General features: G+C 72.1%; 17 protein-coding genes. 10 read left to right on the plus strand and 7 right to left on the minus strand.

Features of this window, described 5'->3' with window-relative positions; genetic code table 11:
* Window positions 1-3: 3 nt before the first annotated feature.
* Entirely contained in the window at window positions 4-315 is a 312-nt protein-coding gene (locus tag ACFV5H_RS17970) for a hypothetical protein (RefSeq protein WP_107425250.1), read from the plus strand.
* Between the two features lie 11 nt (window positions 316-326).
* Here ACFV5H_RS17970 and ACFV5H_RS17975 read toward each other — a convergent pair whose 3' ends face one another.
* From ACFV5H_RS17975 to ACFV5H_RS17985, 3 genes are all read right to left on the minus strand, one after another.
* Window positions 327-1,106, minus strand: coding sequence for a hypothetical protein (locus ACFV5H_RS17975; protein ID WP_385050286.1), 780 nt, complete (start codon window positions 1,104-1,106; stop codon window positions 327-329).
* A 298-nt stretch (window positions 1,107-1,404) separates the two neighbouring features.
* On the minus strand, window positions 1,405-2,625 hold the full coding sequence (locus tag ACFV5H_RS17980; RefSeq protein WP_385195711.1) for an acetyl-CoA C-acetyltransferase: 1,221 nt from the start codon (window positions 2,623-2,625) through the stop codon (window positions 1,405-1,407).
* A gap of 643 nt (window positions 2,626-3,268) precedes the next feature.
* Complete coding sequence (locus tag ACFV5H_RS17985; protein WP_385050290.1) at window positions 3,269-4,294, minus strand: SGNH/GDSL hydrolase family protein; 1,026 nt, start codon at window positions 4,292-4,294, stop codon at window positions 3,269-3,271.
* Between the two features lie 163 nt (window positions 4,295-4,457).
* Here ACFV5H_RS17985 and ACFV5H_RS17990 point away from each other — a divergent pair, with 163 nt between their 5' ends.
* A complete protein-coding gene (locus tag ACFV5H_RS17990; RefSeq protein ID WP_385050291.1) occupies window positions 4,458-5,846 on the plus strand; it encodes a cystathionine beta-synthase in 1,389 nt (462 codons plus the stop codon).
* Window positions 5,847-6,291: 445 nt separating this feature from the next.
* Here ACFV5H_RS17990 and ACFV5H_RS17995 read toward each other — a convergent pair whose 3' ends face one another.
* Both ACFV5H_RS17995 and ACFV5H_RS18000 read right to left on the minus strand, forming a co-directional pair.
* On the minus strand, window positions 6,292-6,717 hold the full coding sequence (locus tag ACFV5H_RS17995) for a hypothetical protein (protein WP_385050313.1): 426 nt from the start codon (window positions 6,715-6,717) through the stop codon (window positions 6,292-6,294).
* A gap of 85 nt (window positions 6,718-6,802) precedes the next feature.
* Window positions 6,803-8,524: an LCP family protein gene (locus ACFV5H_RS18000; RefSeq protein WP_385195714.1), complete on the minus strand. Its 1,722-nt coding sequence runs from the start codon at window positions 8,522-8,524 to the stop codon at window positions 6,803-6,805.
* Between the two features lie 276 nt (window positions 8,525-8,800).
* Between ACFV5H_RS18000 and ACFV5H_RS18005 the strand changes: the two genes are divergently transcribed.
* Together ACFV5H_RS18005 and ACFV5H_RS18010 are read left to right on the plus strand one after the other, a co-directional pair.
* Window positions 8,801-9,646: a MurR/RpiR family transcriptional regulator gene (locus ACFV5H_RS18005; protein WP_385050295.1), complete on the plus strand. Its 846-nt coding sequence runs from the start codon at window positions 8,801-8,803 to the stop codon at window positions 9,644-9,646.
* A gap of 120 nt (window positions 9,647-9,766) precedes the next feature.
* Window positions 9,767-10,351 carry a hypothetical protein gene (locus ACFV5H_RS18010; protein ID WP_385195717.1) on the plus strand — a complete coding sequence of 195 codons (585 nt, stop codon included), beginning with the start codon at window positions 9,767-9,769 and terminating at the stop codon, window positions 10,349-10,351.
* A gap of 79 nt (window positions 10,352-10,430) precedes the next feature.
* Here ACFV5H_RS18010 and ACFV5H_RS18015 read toward each other — a convergent pair whose 3' ends face one another.
* Window positions 10,431-11,843: a diaminopimelate decarboxylase gene (locus ACFV5H_RS18015; protein ID WP_385195720.1), complete on the minus strand. Its 1,413-nt coding sequence runs from the start codon at window positions 11,841-11,843 to the stop codon at window positions 10,431-10,433.
* Between the two features lie 119 nt (window positions 11,844-11,962).
* On the opposite strand from ACFV5H_RS18015, the gene hutU reads away from it, so the two are divergent.
* The 4 genes from hutU to hutI all read left to right on the plus strand — a co-directional run bounded on the left by hutU (window position 11,963) and on the right by hutI (window position 17,701).
* Window positions 11,963-13,627: a urocanate hydratase gene (gene hutU, locus ACFV5H_RS18020; protein WP_385050300.1), complete on the plus strand. Its 1,665-nt coding sequence runs from the start codon at window positions 11,963-11,965 to the stop codon at window positions 13,625-13,627.
* A gap of 338 nt (window positions 13,628-13,965) precedes the next feature.
* On the plus strand, window positions 13,966-15,168 hold the full coding sequence (locus ACFV5H_RS18025) for an allantoate amidohydrolase (protein ID WP_385195736.1): 1,203 nt from the start codon (window positions 13,966-13,968) through the stop codon (window positions 15,166-15,168).
* Window positions 15,165-16,508, plus strand: a complete 1,344-nt coding sequence (locus ACFV5H_RS18030) for a formimidoylglutamate deiminase (RefSeq protein ID WP_385050302.1) — start codon at window positions 15,165-15,167, stop codon at window positions 16,506-16,508. The genes ACFV5H_RS18025 and ACFV5H_RS18030 overlap by 4 nt, the downstream gene beginning before the upstream one ends.
* 20 nt (window positions 16,509-16,528) lie before the next feature.
* A complete protein-coding gene (hutI, locus tag ACFV5H_RS18035; RefSeq protein WP_385050304.1) occupies window positions 16,529-17,701 on the plus strand; it encodes an imidazolonepropionase in 1,173 nt (390 codons plus the stop codon).
* A gap of 83 nt (window positions 17,702-17,784) precedes the next feature.
* Here hutI and ACFV5H_RS18040 read toward each other — a convergent pair whose 3' ends face one another.
* Complete coding sequence (locus tag ACFV5H_RS18040; RefSeq protein ID WP_385050305.1) at window positions 17,785-18,711, minus strand: RNA polymerase sigma factor SigF; 927 nt, start codon at window positions 18,709-18,711, stop codon at window positions 17,785-17,787.
* 256 nt (window positions 18,712-18,967) lie between these two features.
* Between ACFV5H_RS18040 and ACFV5H_RS18045 the strand changes: the two genes are divergently transcribed.
* Together ACFV5H_RS18045 and ACFV5H_RS18050 are read left to right on the plus strand one after the other, a co-directional pair.
* Entirely contained in the window at window positions 18,968-19,345 is a 378-nt protein-coding gene (locus ACFV5H_RS18045; RefSeq protein WP_385050307.1) for an STAS domain-containing protein, read from the plus strand.
* A 233-nt stretch (window positions 19,346-19,578) separates the two neighbouring features.
* Window positions 19,579-20,145, plus strand: coding sequence for an ATP-binding protein (locus tag ACFV5H_RS18050; RefSeq protein WP_385195723.1), 567 nt, complete (start codon window positions 19,579-19,581; stop codon window positions 20,143-20,145).
* Window positions 20,146-20,296: the final 151 nt, after the last annotated feature.

The following is a 20,296-nucleotide window of genomic DNA, read 5'->3' on the forward strand; positions in this document are numbered from 1 at the left end:
CGCGTGGTTGATACGACGCCCTTCACCCGTGCCGTGGATCATTTCGCCGACCGTCTGCGGGCCGCGCCGCAGAGCAGGCTGCAGCGGGGAGGGGCGGCCGAGGCGCTCGCCCTGGCCAGGGAGTTGGCACGGCGCACCCAGCTCGTCGAGGAGCCGGGCACCGAGCCCCGCGAGATGCCCGACGCGGGCATGTTCGCCGCCGCCGACCAGATCACCGTCGCCGGCCACGACCTGGCGCTCGTACTGAAGAACGAGGACGAGGTCGGGGAGGCCGTACGGCTGGTGGAGGAGGCGCGCGAGCGCGCCGGGGTGTAGGCGGTCCGGGGCTAGAGGGACGCGATGACGCGGTCCGCCAGGATGTAGACGCTCTCCTCGCCGCAGGAGAACGTCAGCGTGTACGCCCCCGAGACGCCGGAACCGCCCAGCAGGAACGGGGTCTCGCCCGAGCGGAGGGCCGCCGCCAGCCGCTCGGCGGTCTCGCGGTGGCCCGGCGTCATGCACAGCGTCGTCCCGTCGGCGAAGACGTAGACGTCGAGGGTGCCCAGCGGGCCCGGACGGACGTCGGTCAGCTCGGTCCGGGCGGCGGCCAGCTCCTCCAGGACGGTCACCGTGCGCTCGTGGTCGTTCACGACCGGCGAGGGGTTCGGTACGAAGTCCGGGTGCGAGGGGTGACGGCGGCGGGCCGCGGCCAGCTCCGGGGAGTCCCCGGAGAGCTCCTCGGTGTCCGCGCCCGGCTCGCCCACCGGCTCCAGACCCACGAAATCGGCCTGCCGGGGCAGGAACAGCTCGCTGTCGGCCAGACCCAGCAGGGACGGCGCGTCGGAGGCGTCACGCGCCTCCTGGGCGGCCCAGAAGGCCCGTGCCTCGGCGAGCTCGCGCTCCCGCTCCTCGGCGAGCGCCTCCGCCACGGCGGCGCGTATCTCGTCGGTGCCGGCCGTGCGGGCGGGGGGAACGTGCGCGCGCGTGGCCGCGGCGCCGTTCTCGGCCAGCGCGGTGTGCAGGGCCGCGACCTGTCGGCGCAGCACCATGATGCTGCGCAGGACGGCGACGCCCACGGCGCCGGTGGCGGCCGTGGTGATCAGCAGGGCGATCGGCATGGCGCTCACTGACGTACTCCCGGTTCAAAGTCGACCCCCGACTTCCTACATCAGCTTGAAGGGTGGACTAACCATCTGTCAGTGCGTAACGTCACGAAACGGGCAGGCCTTTGGGGATGCACCCGCGAGGGGCTAGGCCCTGACCTGCGTGAATCCCCACGGCGGGGGAGATAGGTCACATCCTGGGGGAGATTGGATCACGAACAGGCCCGGGCCTCGGAGGTTCCCGAGACCCGGGCCATGGCTTCACCGAACGTACCGCGACGGCTACGGTGCGCCCGCGGTGCGGGGTCCGGCGGTGCGGGGTTCAGCTGAGGCGCTCGATGACCATCGCCATGCCCTGGCCGCCGCCGACGCACATCGTCTCCAGACCGAACTGCTTGTCGTGGAACTGGAGGGAGTTGATGAGCGTGCCGGTGATGCGGGCGCCGGTCATGCCGAAGGGGTGGCCGACGGCGATGGCGCCGCCGTTGACGTTCAGCTTCTCCAGCGGGATGCCGAGGTCGCGGTAGGAGGGGATCACCTGGGCGGCGAACGCCTCGTTGATCTCGACCAGGTCGATGTCGTCGATGGCGAGGCCGGCGCGGCCCAGCGCCTGCTTGCTCGCCTCGACCGGGCCGAGGCCCATGATCTCGGGGGAGAGGCCGGAGACGCCGGTGGAGACGATGCGGGCGAGCGGGGTGAGGCCGAGCTCGCGGGCCTTGGTGTCGCTCATGATGACGAGCGCGGCGGCGCCGTCGTTGAGGGGACAGCAGTTGCCGGCGGTGACCAGCCCGTCCGGGCGGAAGACCGGCTTGAGGCCCTGGACGCCCTCCATGGTGACGCCCGCGCGGGGACCGTCGTCCTTGCCGACCACCGTGCCGTCGGGGAGCGTCACCGGGGTGATCTCGCGCTCCCAGAAGCCGTTCTTGATGGCCTCCTCGGCGAGGTTCTGCGAGCGGACGCCGAACTCGTCCATGTCCTGGCGGGTGACGCCCTTGAGGCGGGCCAGGTTCTCGGCGGTCTGGCCCATCGCGATGTACGGGTCGGGGACGAGGCCGTCCTCGCGCGGGTCGTGCCAGGTGGAGCCCTCCGACTCGGCGACGGCGGCGGTACGGGCCTCGGCCTCGGCGAACAGCGGGTTGCGGGTGTCCGGGAGGCTGTCGGAGTTGCCCTTGACGAAGCGGGAGACCGTCTCGACGCCGGCCGAGATGAACACGTCGCCCTCGCCGGCCTTGATGGCGTGCAGGGCCATGCGGGAGGTCTGCAGCGAGGAGGAGCAGTAGCGGGTGATGGTGCAGCCGGGGAGGTGGTCCATCCCCATCTGTATGGCGACCACACGGCCGAGGTTGTTGCCCTGCTCGCCGCCGGGGAGGCCGCAGCCGAGCATCAGGTCGTCGATGTCCCTCGGGTCCAGCTCGGGGACCTTGGCGAGGGCGGCCTGGATGATCGTGGCGGTCAGGTCGTCCGGGCGCAGGTCCTTCAGGGAACCCTTGAAGGCGCGGCCGATGGGGGAGCGGGCGGCGGAAACGATCACGGCTTCGGGCATCACGGCTCCAGGAGGAAGGGGCGGCGCGTAGCGCCTCGTTGAGGAGTGGCGGTCGGACGACGGATGGGAATACCGGTTGGTCGGTGCGGGGCTTCTTGGGAAGTTACCCGGACGTATGGGCGGGGTCACGGGTGACGCGATGTGACATGGACCGCAACTGTCTAAGCGCTTGCTTTCCATCCTCCTCCGCGGGCGCACCTCCTCCGCGGGCGCACCTCCTCCGCGGGCGCACCCCCGCCGCGGGCGCACCTCCTCCGCGGGCGCACCCCCTCCGCGGGCGCACCCCCTCCGCGGGCGCACCCCCTCCGCGGGCGCACCCCCTCCGCGGGCGCACCCCCTCCGCGGGCACACCCCCGCCCTCCGCGGGTGCTCACCCCGCCCCTCCGCGGGCAGTCGTGCCGCAGGGCGGCACGGGTGGGCGCGACGGCACCCCGTTGGCGCCGGGCCGCGCCACTCCCCCCGGCCCGCACCAACACCGCTCACCGGCACTCGCCGGGTGCCTCCCCCGCTCCCGGCTCCGCTCGAGCGGGGGACCCCCATCGCCCACGGGGGTACCTCCCAGACCCTCAAGGCACTGGGGGAGGCACGACCGCCCGCAACCACAGGGGTGGGCGGCGCGGCTGTCCGACGTGGCCGCCCGGTGTCACGACGGCTGGGCCGAAGGCTCCGGCTCCGTCTCCGCGACCCGCCGGCGCCGGCGGCGTTTCAGCAGGGCCCACGGCCCCCGCGAACCCGCCGGCATCGCCGCGGTGACCTCCGTACCCGCCTCCTCCGCAGCCTCCGCCGCCGCCCGCGCCACCGGCAGGAACCCCTCCCGGCGGGCGGCGTCCGGCCGCTCCTCCTCCGCCGGCCACAGCCCCAGCGCCGCGCACACCGTCGGCAGCACCGCCATCGCGGCCGTGGCGTACCCCTCCACCGAGGGGTGATAGCTGTCCGGCCCGAACAGCTCCCGCGGGTTCGCCGCGAACTCCGGCCCCAGCAGATCCCCCAGCGACACCGTCCGCCCGCCCTGCTCGACCGCCCCGATCGTCTGCGCCGCCGCCAGCTGCCGCGAGGCCCGCCGGGCCAGCCAGCGCAGCGGCTGCCGCACCGGCTCCACCGAGCCGAGATCGGGGCAGGTGCCGACGACCACCTCCGCACCGGCCGTCCGCAGCCGCCGTACCGCCGACGACAGATGGCGTACGGAACGGGTGGGCGGCATCCGATGGGTGACGTCGTTGGCGCCGATCATGATCACGCAGATGTCCGGCACCCGGGAGGGATCCGCCAGCGCCCGCGTCACCTGCCGGTCCAGATCGTCGGAACAGGCCCCGGGCACCGCGACCGTGCTCAGTCCCACCGGACGTTCCGCGATCGCCGCGACCCCCGACGCCAGCAGCGCGCCCGGTGTCTGCCCGGCCCGGTGCACGCCCTGCCCGGCCGCCGTGGAGTCGCCCAGCATCGTCAGCCGCAGCGCCGGTTCGCCCGGCACCGTGTACGCGGCGCCGTACAGCCCGTCCGCGTTCGGTACGTGAGGAGTCGTACCGTTGCCCACCCGGCGCCGCGCCAGCTGGGCCTCGGCCACCAGGAGTCCCACGGCGGCCGCCCCGGCCAGTCCGATGCCCCCGCCGCCGTACGCCGCGCCGGCCGCGATCCGCCGGGCCACCCTCGCCCTCGACAAGCCCGTCATCCCTCGCCGCCACCTCCTCGTACCCGTACACCCAGTGCTTGCCCCGTACGGACCGTGCTCCAATCCCCACACCGAGTGAACGACCCGGCCGGGTTCGGACCGGTGAGGGCCTAGGCTGGCAGCACCACTACGACCACCCCTTTTGCAGCATCCGGAGACAACGGTGCAATTCCACGACTCGATGATCAGCCTCGTCGGCAACACCCCGCTGGTGCGGCTCAACAGCGTGACCAAGGGCATCAGGGCGACCGTCCTGGCCAAGGTGGAGTACTTCAACCCGGGCGGTTCCGTGAAGGACCGCATCGCCCTGCGCATGATCGAGGCGGCGGAGCAGAGCGGGGAGCTCGGGCCCGGCGGCACCATCGTCGAGCCGACCAGCGGCAACACCGGGGTCGGACTCGCCATCGTGGCCCAGCAGAAGGGCTACAAGTGCATCTTCGTCTGCCCGGACAAGGTCTCCACGGACAAGATCAACGTACTGCGGGCCTACGGCGCCGAGGTCGTCGTCTGCCCGACCGCCGTGGACCCCGAGCACCCCGACTCCTACTACAACGTCTCCGACCGGCTGGTGCGTGAGACGCCGGGGGCCTGGAAGCCGGACCAGTACTCCAACCCCCACAACCCGCTCTCCCACTACCACTCCACCGGCCCGGAGCTGTGGGAGCAGACGGAAGGCAGGATCACCCACTTCGTGGCCGGCGTCGGCACCGGCGGCACCATCTCCGGGACCGGGCGCTACCTGAAGGAGGTCAGCGACGGCGGCGTGAAGGTGATCGGCGCCGACCCCGAGGGCTCCGTGTACTCCGGCGGCTCCGGGCGGCCGTACCTGGTCGAGGGCGTCGGCGAGGACTTCTGGCCGACCGCGTACGACCGTGACGTCGCGGACGAGATCGTCGCCGTCTCCGACAAGGACTCCTTCCAGATGACCCGCCGGCTCGCCAAGGAGGAGGGCCTGCTGGTCGGCGGCTCCTGCGGCATGGCGGTCGTGGCGGCGCTGGAGGTGGCCTCGCGGCTCGGTGAGGACGACGTGGTCGTCGTCCTGCTGCCGGACAGCGGCCGCGGCTACCTCAGCAAGATCTTCAACGACGAGTGGATGGCCGACTACGGCTTCCTGGAGGACGCCGGCACCAGCGCCCGTGTCGGCGACGTCCTCGACGACAAGGAGGGCGGCCACATCCCCTCCCTCGTCCACATGCACCCCGACGAGACGATCGGCCAGGCCATCGAGGTGCTGCGCGAGTACGGCGTCTCGCAGATGCCGGTGGTCAAGCCCGGAGCCGGTCACCCGGACGTGATGGCCGCCGAGGTCGTCGGCTCGGTGGTGGAGCGGGAGCTGCTGGACGCGCTGTTCAGCAAGAGCGCCTCCCTCGACGACCCGCTGGAGAAGCACATGTCCGCGCCGCTGCCGCAGGTCGGCTCCGGTGAGCCCGTCGCGGACCTGATGGCCGTCCTCGGGAAGGCGGACGCGGCGATCGTCCTCGTCGAGGGCAAGCCGACCGGTGTGGTCAGCCGCCAGGACCTGCTGTCCTTCCTCGCCAAGACCGGCAAGTGACGGGGCGCCGGACGAGAACGCCGGTGAACCCACGGTGAACGGCCGGGCGTCGGCGCGTTCGTGATCTTCGTGGACTTCGCGGAAGTGGTACGAGCGTGTCACGTCCGCGCAGCACTCGCTTAACACGGGTCCGGCACATTGGTGGGTGTCGGCGGGATGGGAGCGGCTCCCCGTTCCGGCCGACAACCAAACGGCGTCGAAGGACCTCCGGAGCGGCTCCCGGACCTCCATGGACGCCCCGGACGCGCAGCCCGCCTCAACGGGCGCGCGTCCCTCGCGGGGACCGCCGTCGTCCCGCCCCCCGGTGACGGGGGTGCGGCGGTCCCCGCGCACACGCCTTCGCACCTGAGCCGGCGCCGCTCCCGCGGAGGTGGTCGCCGGCCGTCGGGGTTGCTCGATCGACGGCTGCGGCCGTCGTCGCCATGAACTGCCCCGCGCCGCGGTCTCAGTCCTCCCAGTCGCTGTCCTGCGCGGACTTGCGGCGGTGTCCGAACAGCCCCGGGTTGGTCCGTGCGGCCTGGACGACGTTGACGCCGACGATGCCCAGCCAGGCGACCAGCAGTCCGGGCAGGTCGCCCACGCCCCCGCCGATCGCGGACAGCGGCACCGCCAGGACCAGCGAGACGATGCCGAAGCCGAAGCGCTCGCCCCAGGAGTCCGTGGCCTGCGGCGACCGGGAGTCCCGGGCCACCGTCATCTGCTGCTCGGCGAACTGCCGGCGCATCCGGCGCTCCACCACGCCGTCGATGCGCTGATCGACCTTCTCCAGGAACGAGTCGACCAGCGCGGACTCGTACTCCTCGCCCAGCTCCCTGCGGGCCTGCAGGGAGGCGTCGAGTTCCTTCTTCAGCTCGGTGTCCCGCGCGTCCATTCCGGTCATGCGGTCCACGGTAGGCAGGCGGGAGACCGATGACACTGGGGGTAACCCCCCTCTCGGTCTCGGGTTCGCCGCGCCGCTACTTCTTGCACATCTCCTCGTCGGCCCGGGACTGCTTCGCGTCGACCTTCTTCGGCAGGGTGATGGGGACGCCGGCCTTCTTGAAGTCGGGGCCGAGGGTGAGCGTCATCGGGGTCGTCGCGTCGGCGTCCTCGGTGCCGGGCTTCATGGCCGAGGCGGGCAGACCCATCAGGTCGGCGAGCTTGCGGGCCTGGTCGGCCTGGTTCGGGGCGTACTCCAGCCGGGTCTTGTCGACCTCGGCCGGGGCGTTGCCCTTGTTGGTGGATCTGGCCACTCCCTGACTGGTCTGCAGCCAGTTCAGGGTGTCCTGCGCGGCGCCGGCCGGGCCGCCGCCGTTGAGGACGTCGACGCGGATCCCGGACGCCTCGGCCCGTGTGCCCTCCAGCAGCTCGGCCTGCTTGTTCTTGGCGTCCTTCTCCTTCTTCTTCACCTCCGTGAGGGAGATGTCGTTCTGCATCATGCTGAAGAGCTTCGGGGCCTCGGTCGGGTTCAGTACGACGGTGACGGGCGTGGGCTCGTCAGGATTGTCGACCACCGGCAGGGTCATCAGGGTGATGTTCTTCAGGTCGATCTTGCCGAGTTCCTTGGCGAGGGTGAGCAGCTTGCCGGGGCTGCCTATGCCCTTGTCCACGGTGAGGGACTTGGTGGCCGCGTCGGCGACGTCGAGCATCTTCGTCGGGCTGTCCAGCGTGTCCTCCTTGAGCTGGCGGATCATCGACGCGACGAACTTCTGCTGCATCTCGATGCGGTCCAGGTCGCTCTCGTTCTTCAGACCGTGCCGGTTGCGGAGGAAGGAGAGCGCGTCCTCGCCCTGGACGGTGCTCTCCCCGGCCGGCAGATCGAGTCCGGAGCCGCCGTCCAGGTCCTTGATGGGCTCCTCCAGGCACACCTTGACGCCGCCGACCGCGGTGGACAGCGTCTTGACCGCGTTGAAGTCGAACATCATGAAGTGGTCGAGCTCGAGGCCGGTGATCTCCTCGACGGTGAGCATGGTGCAGCCCGGGTCGCGGCCGTTCACACCGTAGGACTCGTTGAACCTGGTGGGGACCGTCGAGCCGGGGATCTTCCTGGTGGAACCGTCGGACTGTCTGGACTCGCAGTCCGGGATCTTGATCTTCAGGTCGCGGGGGATGCTCACCACGGTCGCGTTGGTGCGGTCCTCGGACATGTGGAAGAGGAGCGTGGTGTCGGCGTGGCCGGTGACGTTGGTCCGGTTGCCGTAGGCCTCGTTGCCCTCGCCGGTGCGGACGTCGTTGCCGATGACCAGGAGGTTGACCGGTCCGTCCGCCACGGCCTCGTCACTGCCCACGTCACCGATGTCGACGGTGTCGATGTTGCCGGAGAGGCGGTCGTACCAGTAGTACGCGAACGCCGAACCGCCCACGAGGACCAGGCCGAGGACGCCTCCCGTCCACATCAGCGCCTTCTTCTTGCCGCTCCGCTTCGACTTGCGCTTGCGGCGGCCGTGGCCGGGTGTGTCCTCCGGTGCCGGTGCCGGTGCCGGTGCCGGTGCCGGTGCCGGTGCCGGTGCGGCACGGCGGCCGCGCTGGCCGGGGACGCGGACGGGTGCGGTGGAACCGGGGTCCGGGGCGCTGCGGGGCGTCTTCTGCTGCTCTGCGGAATCGTTCAACCGCAGCTCGTAATCACCGGTCTCCGGGTTGAGTACCCACTGGTCGGCAGGGTCGGTTCCGTCCGCCTGCCCACGACTTCGCGCGTCCACGCCTGTACCAGTCCTCCGTCGGGTGCCACATGGGTCGCCTGCGCCCCAAGGCGCTCTGTTGTTCGATGAGTTACGCTATCCGGCCCGTTCGGGATGTGATGACGTCGTAGCAAAATCGTCGAGTTCCGGATCTGTCGCCGAAACGGGCACAGCGTGCGATCTCCACCCATCGCGATGTGCGGTCGGCGTGGCCCCGTATGCGCCTGTATAACGGTATGCAGGAATTTCGACGGTTGAATAGGCCGAGGCGTCGAAGCGTCTAGGGGGAGTCAGGTCATGAGTGGCGGCACCGAGAGCCCTGCCGCGCGTCTCCAGGCGCTCTTCGAGGGGCACCGGCTGACGCCGACCCAGCGGCGCATCGCGCACAGCATGGTGCGGCGCGCCGCCGACGTGCCGTTCCTGTCCAGCGTGGAGCTGGCCGAACTGGCCGGGGTCAGCCAGCCGTCCGTGACCCGGTTCGCCGTCGCCCTGGGCTTCGACGGCTACCCCGCACTGCGCCGGCACCTGCGCGAGGTCGCGCCCGCCGAACCGGCGCCGGAGACCGGCTCGTACAACGAGTACCAGCAGGCCGTCGAGGCCGAGATCGAGAACCTGCGGCATCTGGCGGAGGTACTGGCCGACCCCCGGCCGGTGCGGCAGGCGGGCCGGGTGCTGGCCGGAAGCCGGCCACTGCCCGTACTGGGGCTGCGGGCCGCGGCGGCCCAGGCGCACGGGTTCGCCTACTTCGCCGCCAAGGTCCACCCGGACGTACGGCTGCTCAACGAGGGCGGCACGATGCTCCGCGACCGGATCGACGCCGCCGCGCGGGCCGGGGCGAGCGCCCTGCTGTGCTTCGCCCTGCCCCGGCATCCCCGCGAGGTCGTCGACGCCCTCGCCCACGCCAAGGAGACGGGGCTGACCGTGGTCACCGTCGCCGACTCCCCGTTCGCACCGGTCGCCAAGGTGTCCGACCTGCTGCTGCCCGCCGCCGTCGGCACCGGGCTGGCCTTCGACACGGCGTGCGCGCCGATGCTGCTGGGCCGGGTGCTGCTGGAGGCGATGTGCGACGACCTGCCCGACGCGCAGGCACGGCTGGAGGAGTTCGACGCGAAGGCGACGGCGCGCGGGCTGTTCGTGGACTGACGGTACGGGAATGACGGCGGGGGTGCTCCGTCCGCCCGTGTTCTCAGACTCGTCTCACCTTGTGTCGCTAGCGTCCCTCCCCCAGGACATGCACAGGCATCGGAGGACGGGAGGCCGGACGTGACGCGCGGAGGACAGGGACTGGCCCGGGTGGCCGTCGTCGTACGGGCCGGGGCCGCGCCACTGTGGTGGCCGGGAGTGGTCGCGGCGGGCACCGGGGCGCTGGTGCCGGGACTGACCGGGCGCCGGATCGGTGTACTGGCGGGCGCCGCGCTGTTCCTCGTGGCGGCGGCCGTCGTGGCGTACGGGCGGCGGGGACGGTACCGCGCACTGGCCCGGTCGGCGGCCCGTGCGGGCAAGCACGACGTGCTCCAGGACCGGGCGGTGACCGCCCGCAACTGGCGTCGTGGGCACCGCTGGTGGCTGCTGCTCGCCTTCGTCGCCGCGCTGGGCACGGCGTTCGTGGTGCCCGCCGCCGGTGGTCTGCTGCTCGCCGGGTGCGGGGTGGGGCTGCGGCTGAAGGCTGCCTGGATCGGGCGCCTGGAGCAGGCGGACGAGGTGCTGCTGTGGGTGCGCGTGGACTGGCTCGGCGCGGGGGCGGGGCGGCCTGCGGGCAAGGTGGTCAAGGGGTACCGGACGACCGGTGTCGCGGCGGGTGACGCGGCGCCGGGCGGCTCCCGCCGCAGGGCTGCCGTGCCGGCCTGAGCATGGTGGTTCCCCGCGGGCGCGCCGGGGTCGGTCGCGCCCGCGCGGCGGAGCCGCACGTCGACACAGCCCCGCGTTCCTACGGGATCAGGGCGTCGGTGTGGGCGGCGCCCGATTCGGTCACGATCTCCTCGATCGTCTGAGGGGTGCGTACCGTCGCGAAGGTGATGCCTCCCGTGGCGTCCGGGGTGAAGCCGTGAATACCGGGTCGGGGGAGCGAGTTGTAGGCGTAGTGGTGGGCGAAGTAGTACGCGCCCGTGTCCAGCGCCGCCGCGTGGTCGCCCTGTTCCAGTAGCGGCAGCGACTGCGCCCGGGCGAGCAGGTCGCCCGCGAAGCAGGCCGGTCCCGCCACGTCCTGCACGACCGCCGGGCCCTCCTTGGGCCGCCCCTTCGCGTCGTACGCGGCGATCCTCAGCGGCCACGACGCCGGCGCGTACACCGTCCGCGTCGCCACCTGCACGCCCGCGTGCGTCACCGCGACCGGACGCCCGCCCGCGCTCTTGGCGTACTCCACGCGCGCGACCACCGTGCCGTGCTTGGCCAGCAGCGACCGGCCGAACTCGGTGACCAGCCCGTACCGCCCGTCGAACAGCCCCGGCACCGTCTCGCTCAGCAGCCGCGCGTACCGCCCGTACGTCGGTGTGCTCGCCTCGGAGGCGAAGTTCACCGGCAGCCCGCCGCCGATGTCGATCGTGTCGACCTGGTGGCGTCCCGCGCGCCGGTTGATCTCCTCCGCCAGTTCGTACGTCTGAGCGACCCCCCGCGCCATCATCGTCAGCGCGATGCCCTGGGAGCCGGTGTGCGCGTGCAGCCGGGTCAGCCACGGCCGGTCCAGATACGCCCGTACGACCCACTCCCGCGCGCCCTCGTCGCGCAGCGCCACCCCGAACTTCGACGTCGCCGTCGCCGTGGACAGCGCCTCGATGGAACCGCCTCCGACCTGCGGGTTCACCCGGATGCCGACGGGGGAGCGGGAGCCGGATCCCGCCATCAGGGCGTCCAGGCGGGCCAGTTCCTGCGGGTTGTCCGCGTTGACGGCGATGCCCAGCGCGAGCGCCTCCCGCAGTTCGGCGGGTGTCTTGGCGGGCGAGTCGAGGACCGTACGCTCCGGCTCCACCCCCGCCGCCCGCGCCAGCGCCAGCTCACCCGGGCTGGCCACCTCCGCGCCGATGCCCTCCGCGCGCAGCAGCCGCAGCACCGGCACCAGCGGACTCGCCTTCACCGCGAAGGCGTGCAGCACGGGCGTGCCGGGCGCCGTCACCACCTCGAACGCCGTCCGCAGCTCGGCCGCCGACTCCCGGATGCCGGTCACGTCGAGCAGGGCCACCAAGGGGGTGTCGGTGTCGAGCAGCCCCTGCTCCACGGCGGCCCGCACCGCGGCGTCCCGCCGGGCCGCCCGTCCGTCGGCGTACACGTCCACCTCGTCCGTCCGGCCGTCGTCGTAGGCCACCGTGTCCCCCGTCCCGTCGGTGTTCTCCATGTTCGCCCGCATGCGACCAGCCAAACATCCCTCGCACGGCCGTGCCGACGCATCCCCGTCTTGACTAGCTCTATTCAGAGGATGAGGATGTGAATATCTGCAGTAACCGTCCGCAGTACAGGAGGCAGACCATGTCCGCACCCCGCCCTGTCCGAGCGCCGCGCGGCACCGAACCGAGCGCCCTGGGATGGCAGCAGGAGGCCGCCCTGCGGATGCTGCAGAACAACCTCGACCCGGAGGTCGCCGAGCACCCCGACAAGCTCGTCGTCTACGGCGGCACGGGGAAGGCGGCCCGCGACTGGCGCTCCTTCGACGCGATGGTGCGGACGCTGCGCACCCTCAAGCAGGACGAGACGATGCTCGTCCAGTCCGGCCGCCCCGTCGGTGTCATGCAGACCCACGAGTGGGCCCCGCGCGTCCTCATCGCCAACTCCAACCTGGTCGGCGACTGGGCCAATTGGGAGGAGTTCCGCCGCCTGGAGGCCCTCGGCCTGACCATGTACGGGCAGATGACCGCCGGTTCCTGGATCTACATCGGCACCCAGGGCATCCTCCAGGGCACCTACGAGACCTTCGCCGCCGTCGCCGCGAAGAAGTTCGGCGGCACCCTCGCCGGGACCATCACCCTCACCGCCGGACTCGGCGGGATGGGCGGCGCCCAGCCGCTCGCCGTCACGATGAACGACGGCGTCGCCATCTGCGTCGACTGCGACCCCCGCGCGATCGACCGCCGCATCGAGCACCGGTACCTCGATGTGAGGGCCGACTCGCTCGACCACGCCCTGCGGCTGGCCGTCGAGGCCCGGGACCGGCGCGAGGCCCTGTCCATCGGCGTCCTCGGCAACGCCGCCGAGCTGGTGCCGCAGCTCCTCGCCATGGGCGCGCCCATCGACATCGTCACCGACCAGACCTCCGCCCACGATCCGCTGGCGTACCTGCCGGTGGGCGTCGCCTTCGAGGACATGGCGGACGCCGCCGCGAAGGACCCGGCCGGTTTCACCACCCGGGCCCGCGAGTCCATGGCCCGGCACGTCGAGGCGATGGTCGGCTTCCAGGACGCCGGCGCGGAGGTGTTCGACTACGGCAACTCCATCCGCGGTGAGGCGCAGCTCGCCGGGTACGAGCGCGCGTTCGCCTTCCCGGGGTTCGTGCCGGCGTACATCCGGCCGCTGTTCTGCGAGGGCAAGGGGCCCTTCCGGTGGGCCGCGCTGTCGGGTGACCCCGCCGACATCGCCAAGACCGACAAGGCGATCCTGGAACTGTTCCCGGAGAACGAGTCCCTGGCCCGGTGGATGAGGATGGCGGGGGAGCGGGTGCACTTCCAGGGGCTGCCCGCGCGTATCTGCTGGCTGGGGTACGGGGAGCGGGACAGGGCCGGGGAGCGGTTCAACGACATGGTCGCGAGCGGGGAGCTGGCCGCGCCGATCGTCATCGGGCGGGACCATCTCGACTGCGGTTCGGTGGCTTCTCCCTATCGGGAGACCGAGGCGATGCTGGACGGGTCCGACGCGATCGCCGACTGGCCGTTGCTGAACGCGATGGTGAACGTGGCTTCCGGGGCGTCGTGGGTGTCCATCCACCACGGTGGGGGTGTGGGTATGGGGCGGTCGATCCATGCGGGGCAGGTGACCGTCGCCGACGGGACCGCGCTGGCGGGGGAGAAGATCCGGCGGGTGCTCACGAACGATCCCGGGATGGGTGTGATCCGGCATGTCGATGCCGGGTACGACATCGCGGAGTCGGTGGCGGGCTCGCGGGGTGTGCGGGTGCCGATGCGGGAGGGTGACTCGGCGTGAGGGACGGCACCTCTTCGGTGGGGGCTGGGGCATCGTCGCCGCCTGCGGGTTCGGCTGTGCCCACCCTCCCCCATAGCCCGAAAGGCATGGGAGGTACCCCCATCGCCCCGCGGAACGACTGCCCACAGCCTGGGCGGGGTGACGGCTCGCAGCCTGGGCGGGGCGATGGTCCGCAGCCTGGGCGGGGCGATGGTCCGCAGCCTGGGCGGGGTGATGGTCCACGGCCTGGGTGGGGTGACGGCTCGCAGCCCGGGCGGGCTGACGGTCTGCAGCCCGGGCGGGGTGACGGCCTGGAGAGCGGGCCTGGTCCGGCTCTCGATGTGGCCTCCTTCCACGAGATGTGGGCTCAGTTGCGACCCATCGGGCGCCATGCCGCTTCCGGTGGCTACCGGCGGTTCGCCTGGAGTGAGGCCGACGCCGACTGCCGGGGCTGGTTCGAGGCGCAGGCGCGCAGCCGCGGGCTGGCGTACGAGGTCGATCGGAACGGGAACCAGTGGGCCTGGCTCGGGGATCCGGCCGACGGGGACGCTGTTGTCACCGGGTCGCATCTGGACTCGGTGCCGGACGGCGGGGCCTTCGACGGGCCCCTCGGGGTCGTGTCCGCCTTCGCCGCGCTGGATGAGCTGCGGCGGCGGGGTGTGCGGTTCGGCAAGCCGCTCGGCATCGTCAACTTCGGGGACGAGGAGGGCGCCCGCTTCGGGCTCGCCTGTGTCGGCTCCCGGCTCACCGCGGGCGCGCTCACCGTCGAGCAGGCCCACCGGCTCACCGACGGGGACGGCACCACCCTCCCGCAGGCCATGGAGGCCGCCGGATACGACCCCGACGCCATCGGCCCCGACCCCGAACGGCTCGACCGCATCGGCGCCTTCGTCGAACTCCACGTCGAACAGGGCCGTGCCCTCGACCTGTCCGGCGACCGCGTCGGCATCGCGTCCGCCATCTGGCCGCACGGCCGCTGGCGGTTCGACTTCCGGGGCGAGGCCAACCACGCCGGCACCACCCGCCTCACCGACCGACGCGACCCCATGCTGTCGTACGCCGAGACCGTCCTCGCCGCCCGCCGCGAGGCCGAACTCACCGGTGCCGTCGCCACCTTCGGCAAGATCGCCGTCGAGCCGAACGGCGTCAACGCCATCCCCTCCCTGGTGCGCGGCTGGCTCGACTCCCGCGCCGCCGACCAGAAGAGCCTGGACACCGTGGTGGACGGCGTGCGGGAGGCCGCCCGCGCCCACGCGCGGAAGCACGGCGTCACCCTCGACGTCGAGCGCGAGTCCTTCACCCCCGTCGTCGAGTTCGACCACGCCCTGCGCGACGAACTCGCCCGCATCCTCGGCACCGGCACCGACCTCACGGTGCCCGTCCTCGGCACCGGCGCCGGACACGACGCCGGAATCCTCTCCGGACGCGTCCCGACCGCCATGCTGTTCGTGCGCAACCCCACCGGCGTCTCGCACTCACCGGCCGAGTCCGCCACCGAGGACGACTGCGTGGCCGGGGTCCTCGCGCTCGCCGACGTACTGGAAGGACTGGCCCGCACGTGACTGCCACCCCACGGACGTACTGGCTGGAGCACGCCTGGCTCGGCAGCCACGTCGAGCCGGGCGTGACCGTCGAGGTCCGGGACGGGCGCATCACCGCCGTCCGCCCGGACACCCCCGCCCCGCCGCCCGGCGCCGAGATCCTGCGCGGACTGACCCTCCCGGGACTGGCGAACGCGCACAGCCACGCCTTCCACCGCGCCCTGCGCTCCACCGTCCAGGTGGGGTCCGGGACCTTCTGGACCTGGCGCGAGGTCATGTACGCCACGGCCGGCCGGCTCACCCCGGACACGTACCACGCCCTCGCCCGTGCGACCTACGCCGAGATGGCGCTGGCCGGCATCACCACCGTCGGCGAGTTCCACTACGTCCACCACGCCCCCGGCGGCACGCCCTACGCCGACCCCAACGCCATGGGCGAGGCGCTCGTCGAGGCCGCCGCCGAAGCCGGTGTCCGCATCACCCTCCTCGACACCGCCTATCTCTCCTCCGGCTTCGGACAGCCGCCCACCACCCACCAGCTCCGCTTCTCCGACGGCGACGCGGACGCCTGGGCCACACGCTGTTCAGCTCTCAAGGAACGGGATCACGCACGGATCGGGGCGGCCGTCCACTCCGTCCGGGCCGTACCGGCGGAGCAGCTGGCGACCGTGGCGCGGTGGGCCGAGGAGCGGCGGGCCCCGCTCCATGTGCACCTGTCCGAGCAGACCGCCGAGAACGACGCCTGCCGGGAGGCCCACGGCTGCACCCCGACGCAGCTCCTGGCCCTGCACGGCGTCCTCGGGCCGCGCACCACCGGTGTCCACAACACCCACCTCACCGCCGAGGACATCGCCCTCATCGGCGGCAGCGGCACCGGCACCTGCATGTGCCCGACCACCGAACGCGACCTCGCCGACGGCATCGGACCCGCCGCCGCCCTGCAGAACGAGGGCTCCCCGCTCTCCCTCGGATCCGACAGCCACGCCGTGATCGACCTGCTCGAAGAGGCCCGCGCGATGGAGCTCGACGAGCGCCTGCGCACCCGCACCCGCGGCCACTGGACGGCCGCCGCGCTGCTGCGGGCCGCCACCGCCGACGGACACGCGGCCCTCGGCTGGGACGACACCGGCCGCATCGAGGCCGGGGCGCGCGCCGACCTCACCACCCTCGGGCTCGACTCGGTCAGAACAGCGGGGCCGCCGCCCCGGCTCGGCGCCGAGACGGCCGTATTCGCGGCGACGGCAGCGGACGTACGGCACACGGTCGTGGCGGGCCGGCACGTCGTACGCGACGGGGCGCACACGCTCGTGCCCGATGTGCCCGGAGCCCTCGCGCAGGCGGTTCGAGCACTGCGCGCCTGACGACCACCCACGAGGACACCATGAGCAGCACCGTCATCAGCAACATCGCCACGCTGGTCACCAACGACCCCTCCCTCGGTGACAGTTCCCCCCTCGGTCTGGTCCGGGACGCGGCCGTCGTCATCGAGGGCGACCGCGTCGTGTGGACCGGTGAATCAAGCAAAGCACCCGCCACTGACAACCGGGTCGACGCCGAGGGCCGGGCGGTCCTGCCGGGCTTCGTCGACTCCCACTCCCACCTGGTCTTCGCCGGTGACCGCACCGAGGAGTTCAACGCCCGGATGTCGGGCCGCGCCTACAGCGCCGGCGGCATCCGTACGACCGTCGCCGCCACCCGGGCCGCAGGCGACGGGGAACTGGAGGCGAACCTCACCCGTTTCCTCGGCGAGGCGCTCCGTCAGGGCACCACGACCTTCGAGACCAAGTCCGGCTACGGCCTGACCGTCGAGGACGAGGCCCGCGCCCTGCGCCTGGCCGCCCGCCACACCGACGAGGTCACCTACCTCGGCGCCCACATCGTGGCGCCCGAGTACGCCGAGGACCCGGCCGGATACGTCGCCCTGGTCACCGGCGAGATGCTGGACGCCTGCGCGCCGCACGCCCGCTGGATCGACGTCTTCTGCGAGAAGGGCGCCTTCGACGGCGACCAGGCCCGCGCGATCCTCACCGCCGGAAAGGCGAAGGGCCTGCACCCGCGCGTCCACGCCAACCAGCTCTCCCACGGCCCCGGTGTCCGGCTCGCCGTCGAGCTCGACGCGGCCAGCGCCGACCACTGCACCCACCTCACCGACGCAGACGTGGACGCCCTCGCGAACAGCCGTACCGTCGCCACCCTGCTCCCCGGCGCCGAGTTCTCCACCCGCGCCGAGTGGCCGGACGCCCGGCGGCTCATCGACGCCGGGGCCACGGTCGCGCTGTCCACCGACTGCAACCCCGGCTCGTCCTTCACGTCCTCCGTCCCCTTCTGCGTCGCGCTGGCGGTACGGGACATGGGGATGACGCCGGACGAGGCCGTCTGGTCGGCCACGGCAGGCGGCGCGGCGGCCCTGCGCCGCACCGACGTCGGCCGGCTGACCCCGGGCGCGTACGCCGACCTCACCCTTCTCGACGCCCCGAGCCACGTCCACCTCGCCTACCGGCCCGGTGTGCCGCTGGTCGCGGGCGTGTGGCGACGGGGCGTGCGCGAGGTGTGAGCGGCGCGAGGCGCCCGGACGTCCCGAAGGGGGCGGCCCGGTCTCGGACCGCCCTCCTGAGGACGAACGTCACCCGGTGAGGATCACTCCTCGACCGTGAGCCCCTTGCGCAGTTTCACCAGCGTCCGCGACAGCAGGCGGGAGACGTGCATCTGGGAGATGCCCAGTTCCTCGCCGATCTCCGACTGGGTCATGCCCGCGACGAAGCGCAGGGAGAGGATCTTCCGGTCCCGCGGCGGCAGCTCGGCGATCAGCGGCTTCAACGACTCGACGTACTCGATGCCTTCGAGCCCGTGGTCCTCGTACCCGATCCGGTCCGCCAGGGCGCCCTCGGCGTCGTCCTCCTCCGGCTGGGCGTCCAGCGAGGAGGCGGTGTAGGCGTTCGACGCGGCCATGCCCTCGATGACCTCGTCGTTGGTGATGCCCAGACGCTCCGCCAGCTCGGCCACCGTCGGCGCGCGGTCGAGCTGCTGGGCCAGCTCGTCACCGGCCTTGGCCAGGTCGAGCCGGAGCTCCTGCAGCCGGCGCGGCACGCGCACGGACCACGAGGTGTCGCGGAAGAAGCGCTTGATCTCGCCGATGATGGTGGGCATCGCGAAGGTGGGGAACTCCACGCCGCGCGACAGTTCGAAGCGGTCGATCGCCTTGATCAGGCCGATGGTGCCGACCTGGACGATGTCCTCCATCGGCTCGCTGCGCGAGCGGAAACGGGAGGCGGCGAACTTGACCAGGGCGAGGTTCAGCTCCACGAGCGTGTTGCGTACGTACGAATACTCGTGGGTGCCTTCCTCCAGCGACTCGAGGCGCTCGAAGAGGGTCTTGGACAGGGCCCGCGCGTCGACCGGGCCCACCTCGTCGTACGGGGGGATCTCCGGGAGTCCGGCGAGTAGGTCGTCAGGGACGACAGCCGGGTCGTCCTGCTCGATGGGATCCAGATGTTCCGGAGGGAGTGTCGACGTCGCTTTCGGGGTACGCGATGCGTCGAGCCGGGGTGACATGATGTCCTCCATCGTTCTCGGCATATGGCTGCCGAAGCCGATACGTGCACTGCGGTGTGCGGCGCCTCCAAAGCCGGCCGTGTCGGTTACGTGTTCCTGCCTGGTACGTGTTCCTACTAGCCCTACCCGCTTTCCCGAGCCAACCGCAAGTGCGTTACGTTCGCATATGTCTGTTTGTGTGCGATTGTTCGGCTGTCGAAGCGTGGCCATAAGGCGTAATGTTCGAGGACGTCAGCAGGCAGCCACGACGTCGGGAGAGAGAGACGGCATGGACCGCGGGACGGTCGGCAGCGCACAGTCTGGCCGGCTTCTGGTCGAGGTGCGAGAAGAGGGCCCCAGTGCCGTCGTGACTCCGGCGGGTGAGTTGGATCACCACACCGCCGATCTGTTGCGTGAGCCACTGGAGGACTGCCTCGCCAAGGGATTCAAGCGGCTCGTCATCGACTGCTCCCGGCTGGAGTTCTGTGACTCCACGGGGCTGAACGTGCTGCTCGGTGCCCGGCTGAAGGCCGAGGCGGCCGGGGGCGGGGTCCATCTCGTGGGGATGCAGCCCGTCGTCGCACGAGTGTTCGAGATCACGGGGGCGGACGCGGTGTTCACCATCCACGACACTCTCGAGGCGGCGCTGGCCGACGATTCGGCGTGACCCGCACGGGCACGCCCGGCGGGGCGCTCCCGTCGTCGGGGACTCCCTTCCGTCGCGCCTTTTCGTGCGAATACGGGGGTGTCCCCTCGGCCCGCCCGGGCAGGAGACACCCTGAACATGCCGGACACGGTGGTCGCGAGGGCGCCGGGAACCGGATGCGCCGTACGCGCGTGACCGACCGAGTACGGAGACTTGTGAATTGTGAACTGGTGACACGGTGAGGTGAAGCGCTGATGAGCACCACCCGGCCCTGCTCGCCGGGCGACCGCGGTCCGGAGCCCAGCGGCGCTTCCGGGACGCCCGGGGGCGGCACGTCGGCGGGGAGCGCGCCCGACGGGGGTGTCGCCGTGCCCACCGTGCCGCCGGAGTCCTCCGAGCCGTCGGGCGGCGGTGGCACGGTCCGCCGGCTGAGCTTCGACGGCCAGAGCGGCGTCGTGCCGCTCGCCCGTGACTTCACCCGCCAGGCGTTGTACGCGTGGGGCTGGCTGCCCGCCGCCACCGCCGATCAGCGGGCTGCCGCGGAGGACGTCCTGCTCGTCGTCTCCGAGTTGGTCACCAATGCCTGCCTGCACGCCGAGGGGCCGGATCATCTGGCCATCACCTGTGACAAGAAGGTGATCCGGATCGAGGTCACCGACCGGGGTACGGGGCAGCCGGCCCCGCGCACCCCGCACCGGGCGGGGCGGCCGGGTGGCCACGGCATGTTCATCGTGCAGCGGCTCTGTCTGGACTGGGGGGTCGTGCGGGCGCCGGACGTCGCGGGCAAGACGGTCTGGGCGGAACTCGGGGCACCCGCGTAGTTCCGGCCCGCCCCGCCGTGCCCGGATTCCTGCACCGGTCCGCGCCGGTCCTGACCTGAGGGTTTTCGCCCCCGCCGCCCCTTCCCGTCCCGAACCTGGGGCTCCGCCCCAGACCCCGCTCCTCAAACGCCGGAGAGGCTAAGTTTCAGCC

The organism is Streptomyces sp. NPDC059787 (assembly GCF_042732315.1).
Taxonomy (GTDB): domain Bacteria; phylum Actinomycetota; class Actinomycetes; order Streptomycetales; family Streptomycetaceae; genus Streptomyces; species Streptomyces atrovirens.

Bases quoted from the DNA above. Each gene is read 5' to 3' on its own strand.
- ACFV5H_RS18050 (WP_385195723.1), top strand. From the start codon at position 19,579: ATGAGCACCACCCGGCCCTGCTCGCCGGGCGACCGCGGTCCGGAGCCC.
- ACFV5H_RS17980 (WP_385195711.1), bottom strand. From the start codon at position 2,625: ATGCCCGAAGCCGTGATCGTTTCCGCCGCCCGCTCCCCCATCGGCCGC.
- ACFV5H_RS17985 (WP_385050290.1), bottom strand. From the start codon at position 4,294: ATGACGGGCTTGTCGAGGGCGAGGGTGGCCCGGCGGATCGCGGCCGGC.
- ACFV5H_RS17995 (WP_385050313.1), bottom strand. From the start codon at position 6,717: ATGGACGCGCGGGACACCGAGCTGAAGAAGGAACTCGACGCCTCCCTG.
- ACFV5H_RS18045 (WP_385050307.1), top strand. From the start codon at position 18,968: ATGGACCGCGGGACGGTCGGCAGCGCACAGTCTGGCCGGCTTCTGGTC.
- ACFV5H_RS18015 (WP_385195720.1), bottom strand. From the start codon at position 11,843: ATGCGGGCGAACATGGAGAACACCGACGGGACGGGGGACACGGTGGCC.
- ACFV5H_RS18025 (WP_385195736.1), top strand. From the start codon at position 13,966: ATGTGGGCTCAGTTGCGACCCATCGGGCGCCATGCCGCTTCCGGTGGC.
- ACFV5H_RS18040 (WP_385050305.1), bottom strand. From the start codon at position 18,711: ATGGAGGACATCATGTCACCCCGGCTCGACGCATCGCGTACCCCGAAA.
- ACFV5H_RS18005 (WP_385050295.1), top strand. From the start codon at position 8,801: ATGAGTGGCGGCACCGAGAGCCCTGCCGCGCGTCTCCAGGCGCTCTTC.
- hutI (WP_385050304.1), top strand. From the start codon at position 16,529: ATGAGCAGCACCGTCATCAGCAACATCGCCACGCTGGTCACCAACGAC.
- hutU (WP_385050300.1), top strand. From the start codon at position 11,963: ATGTCCGCACCCCGCCCTGTCCGAGCGCCGCGCGGCACCGAACCGAGC.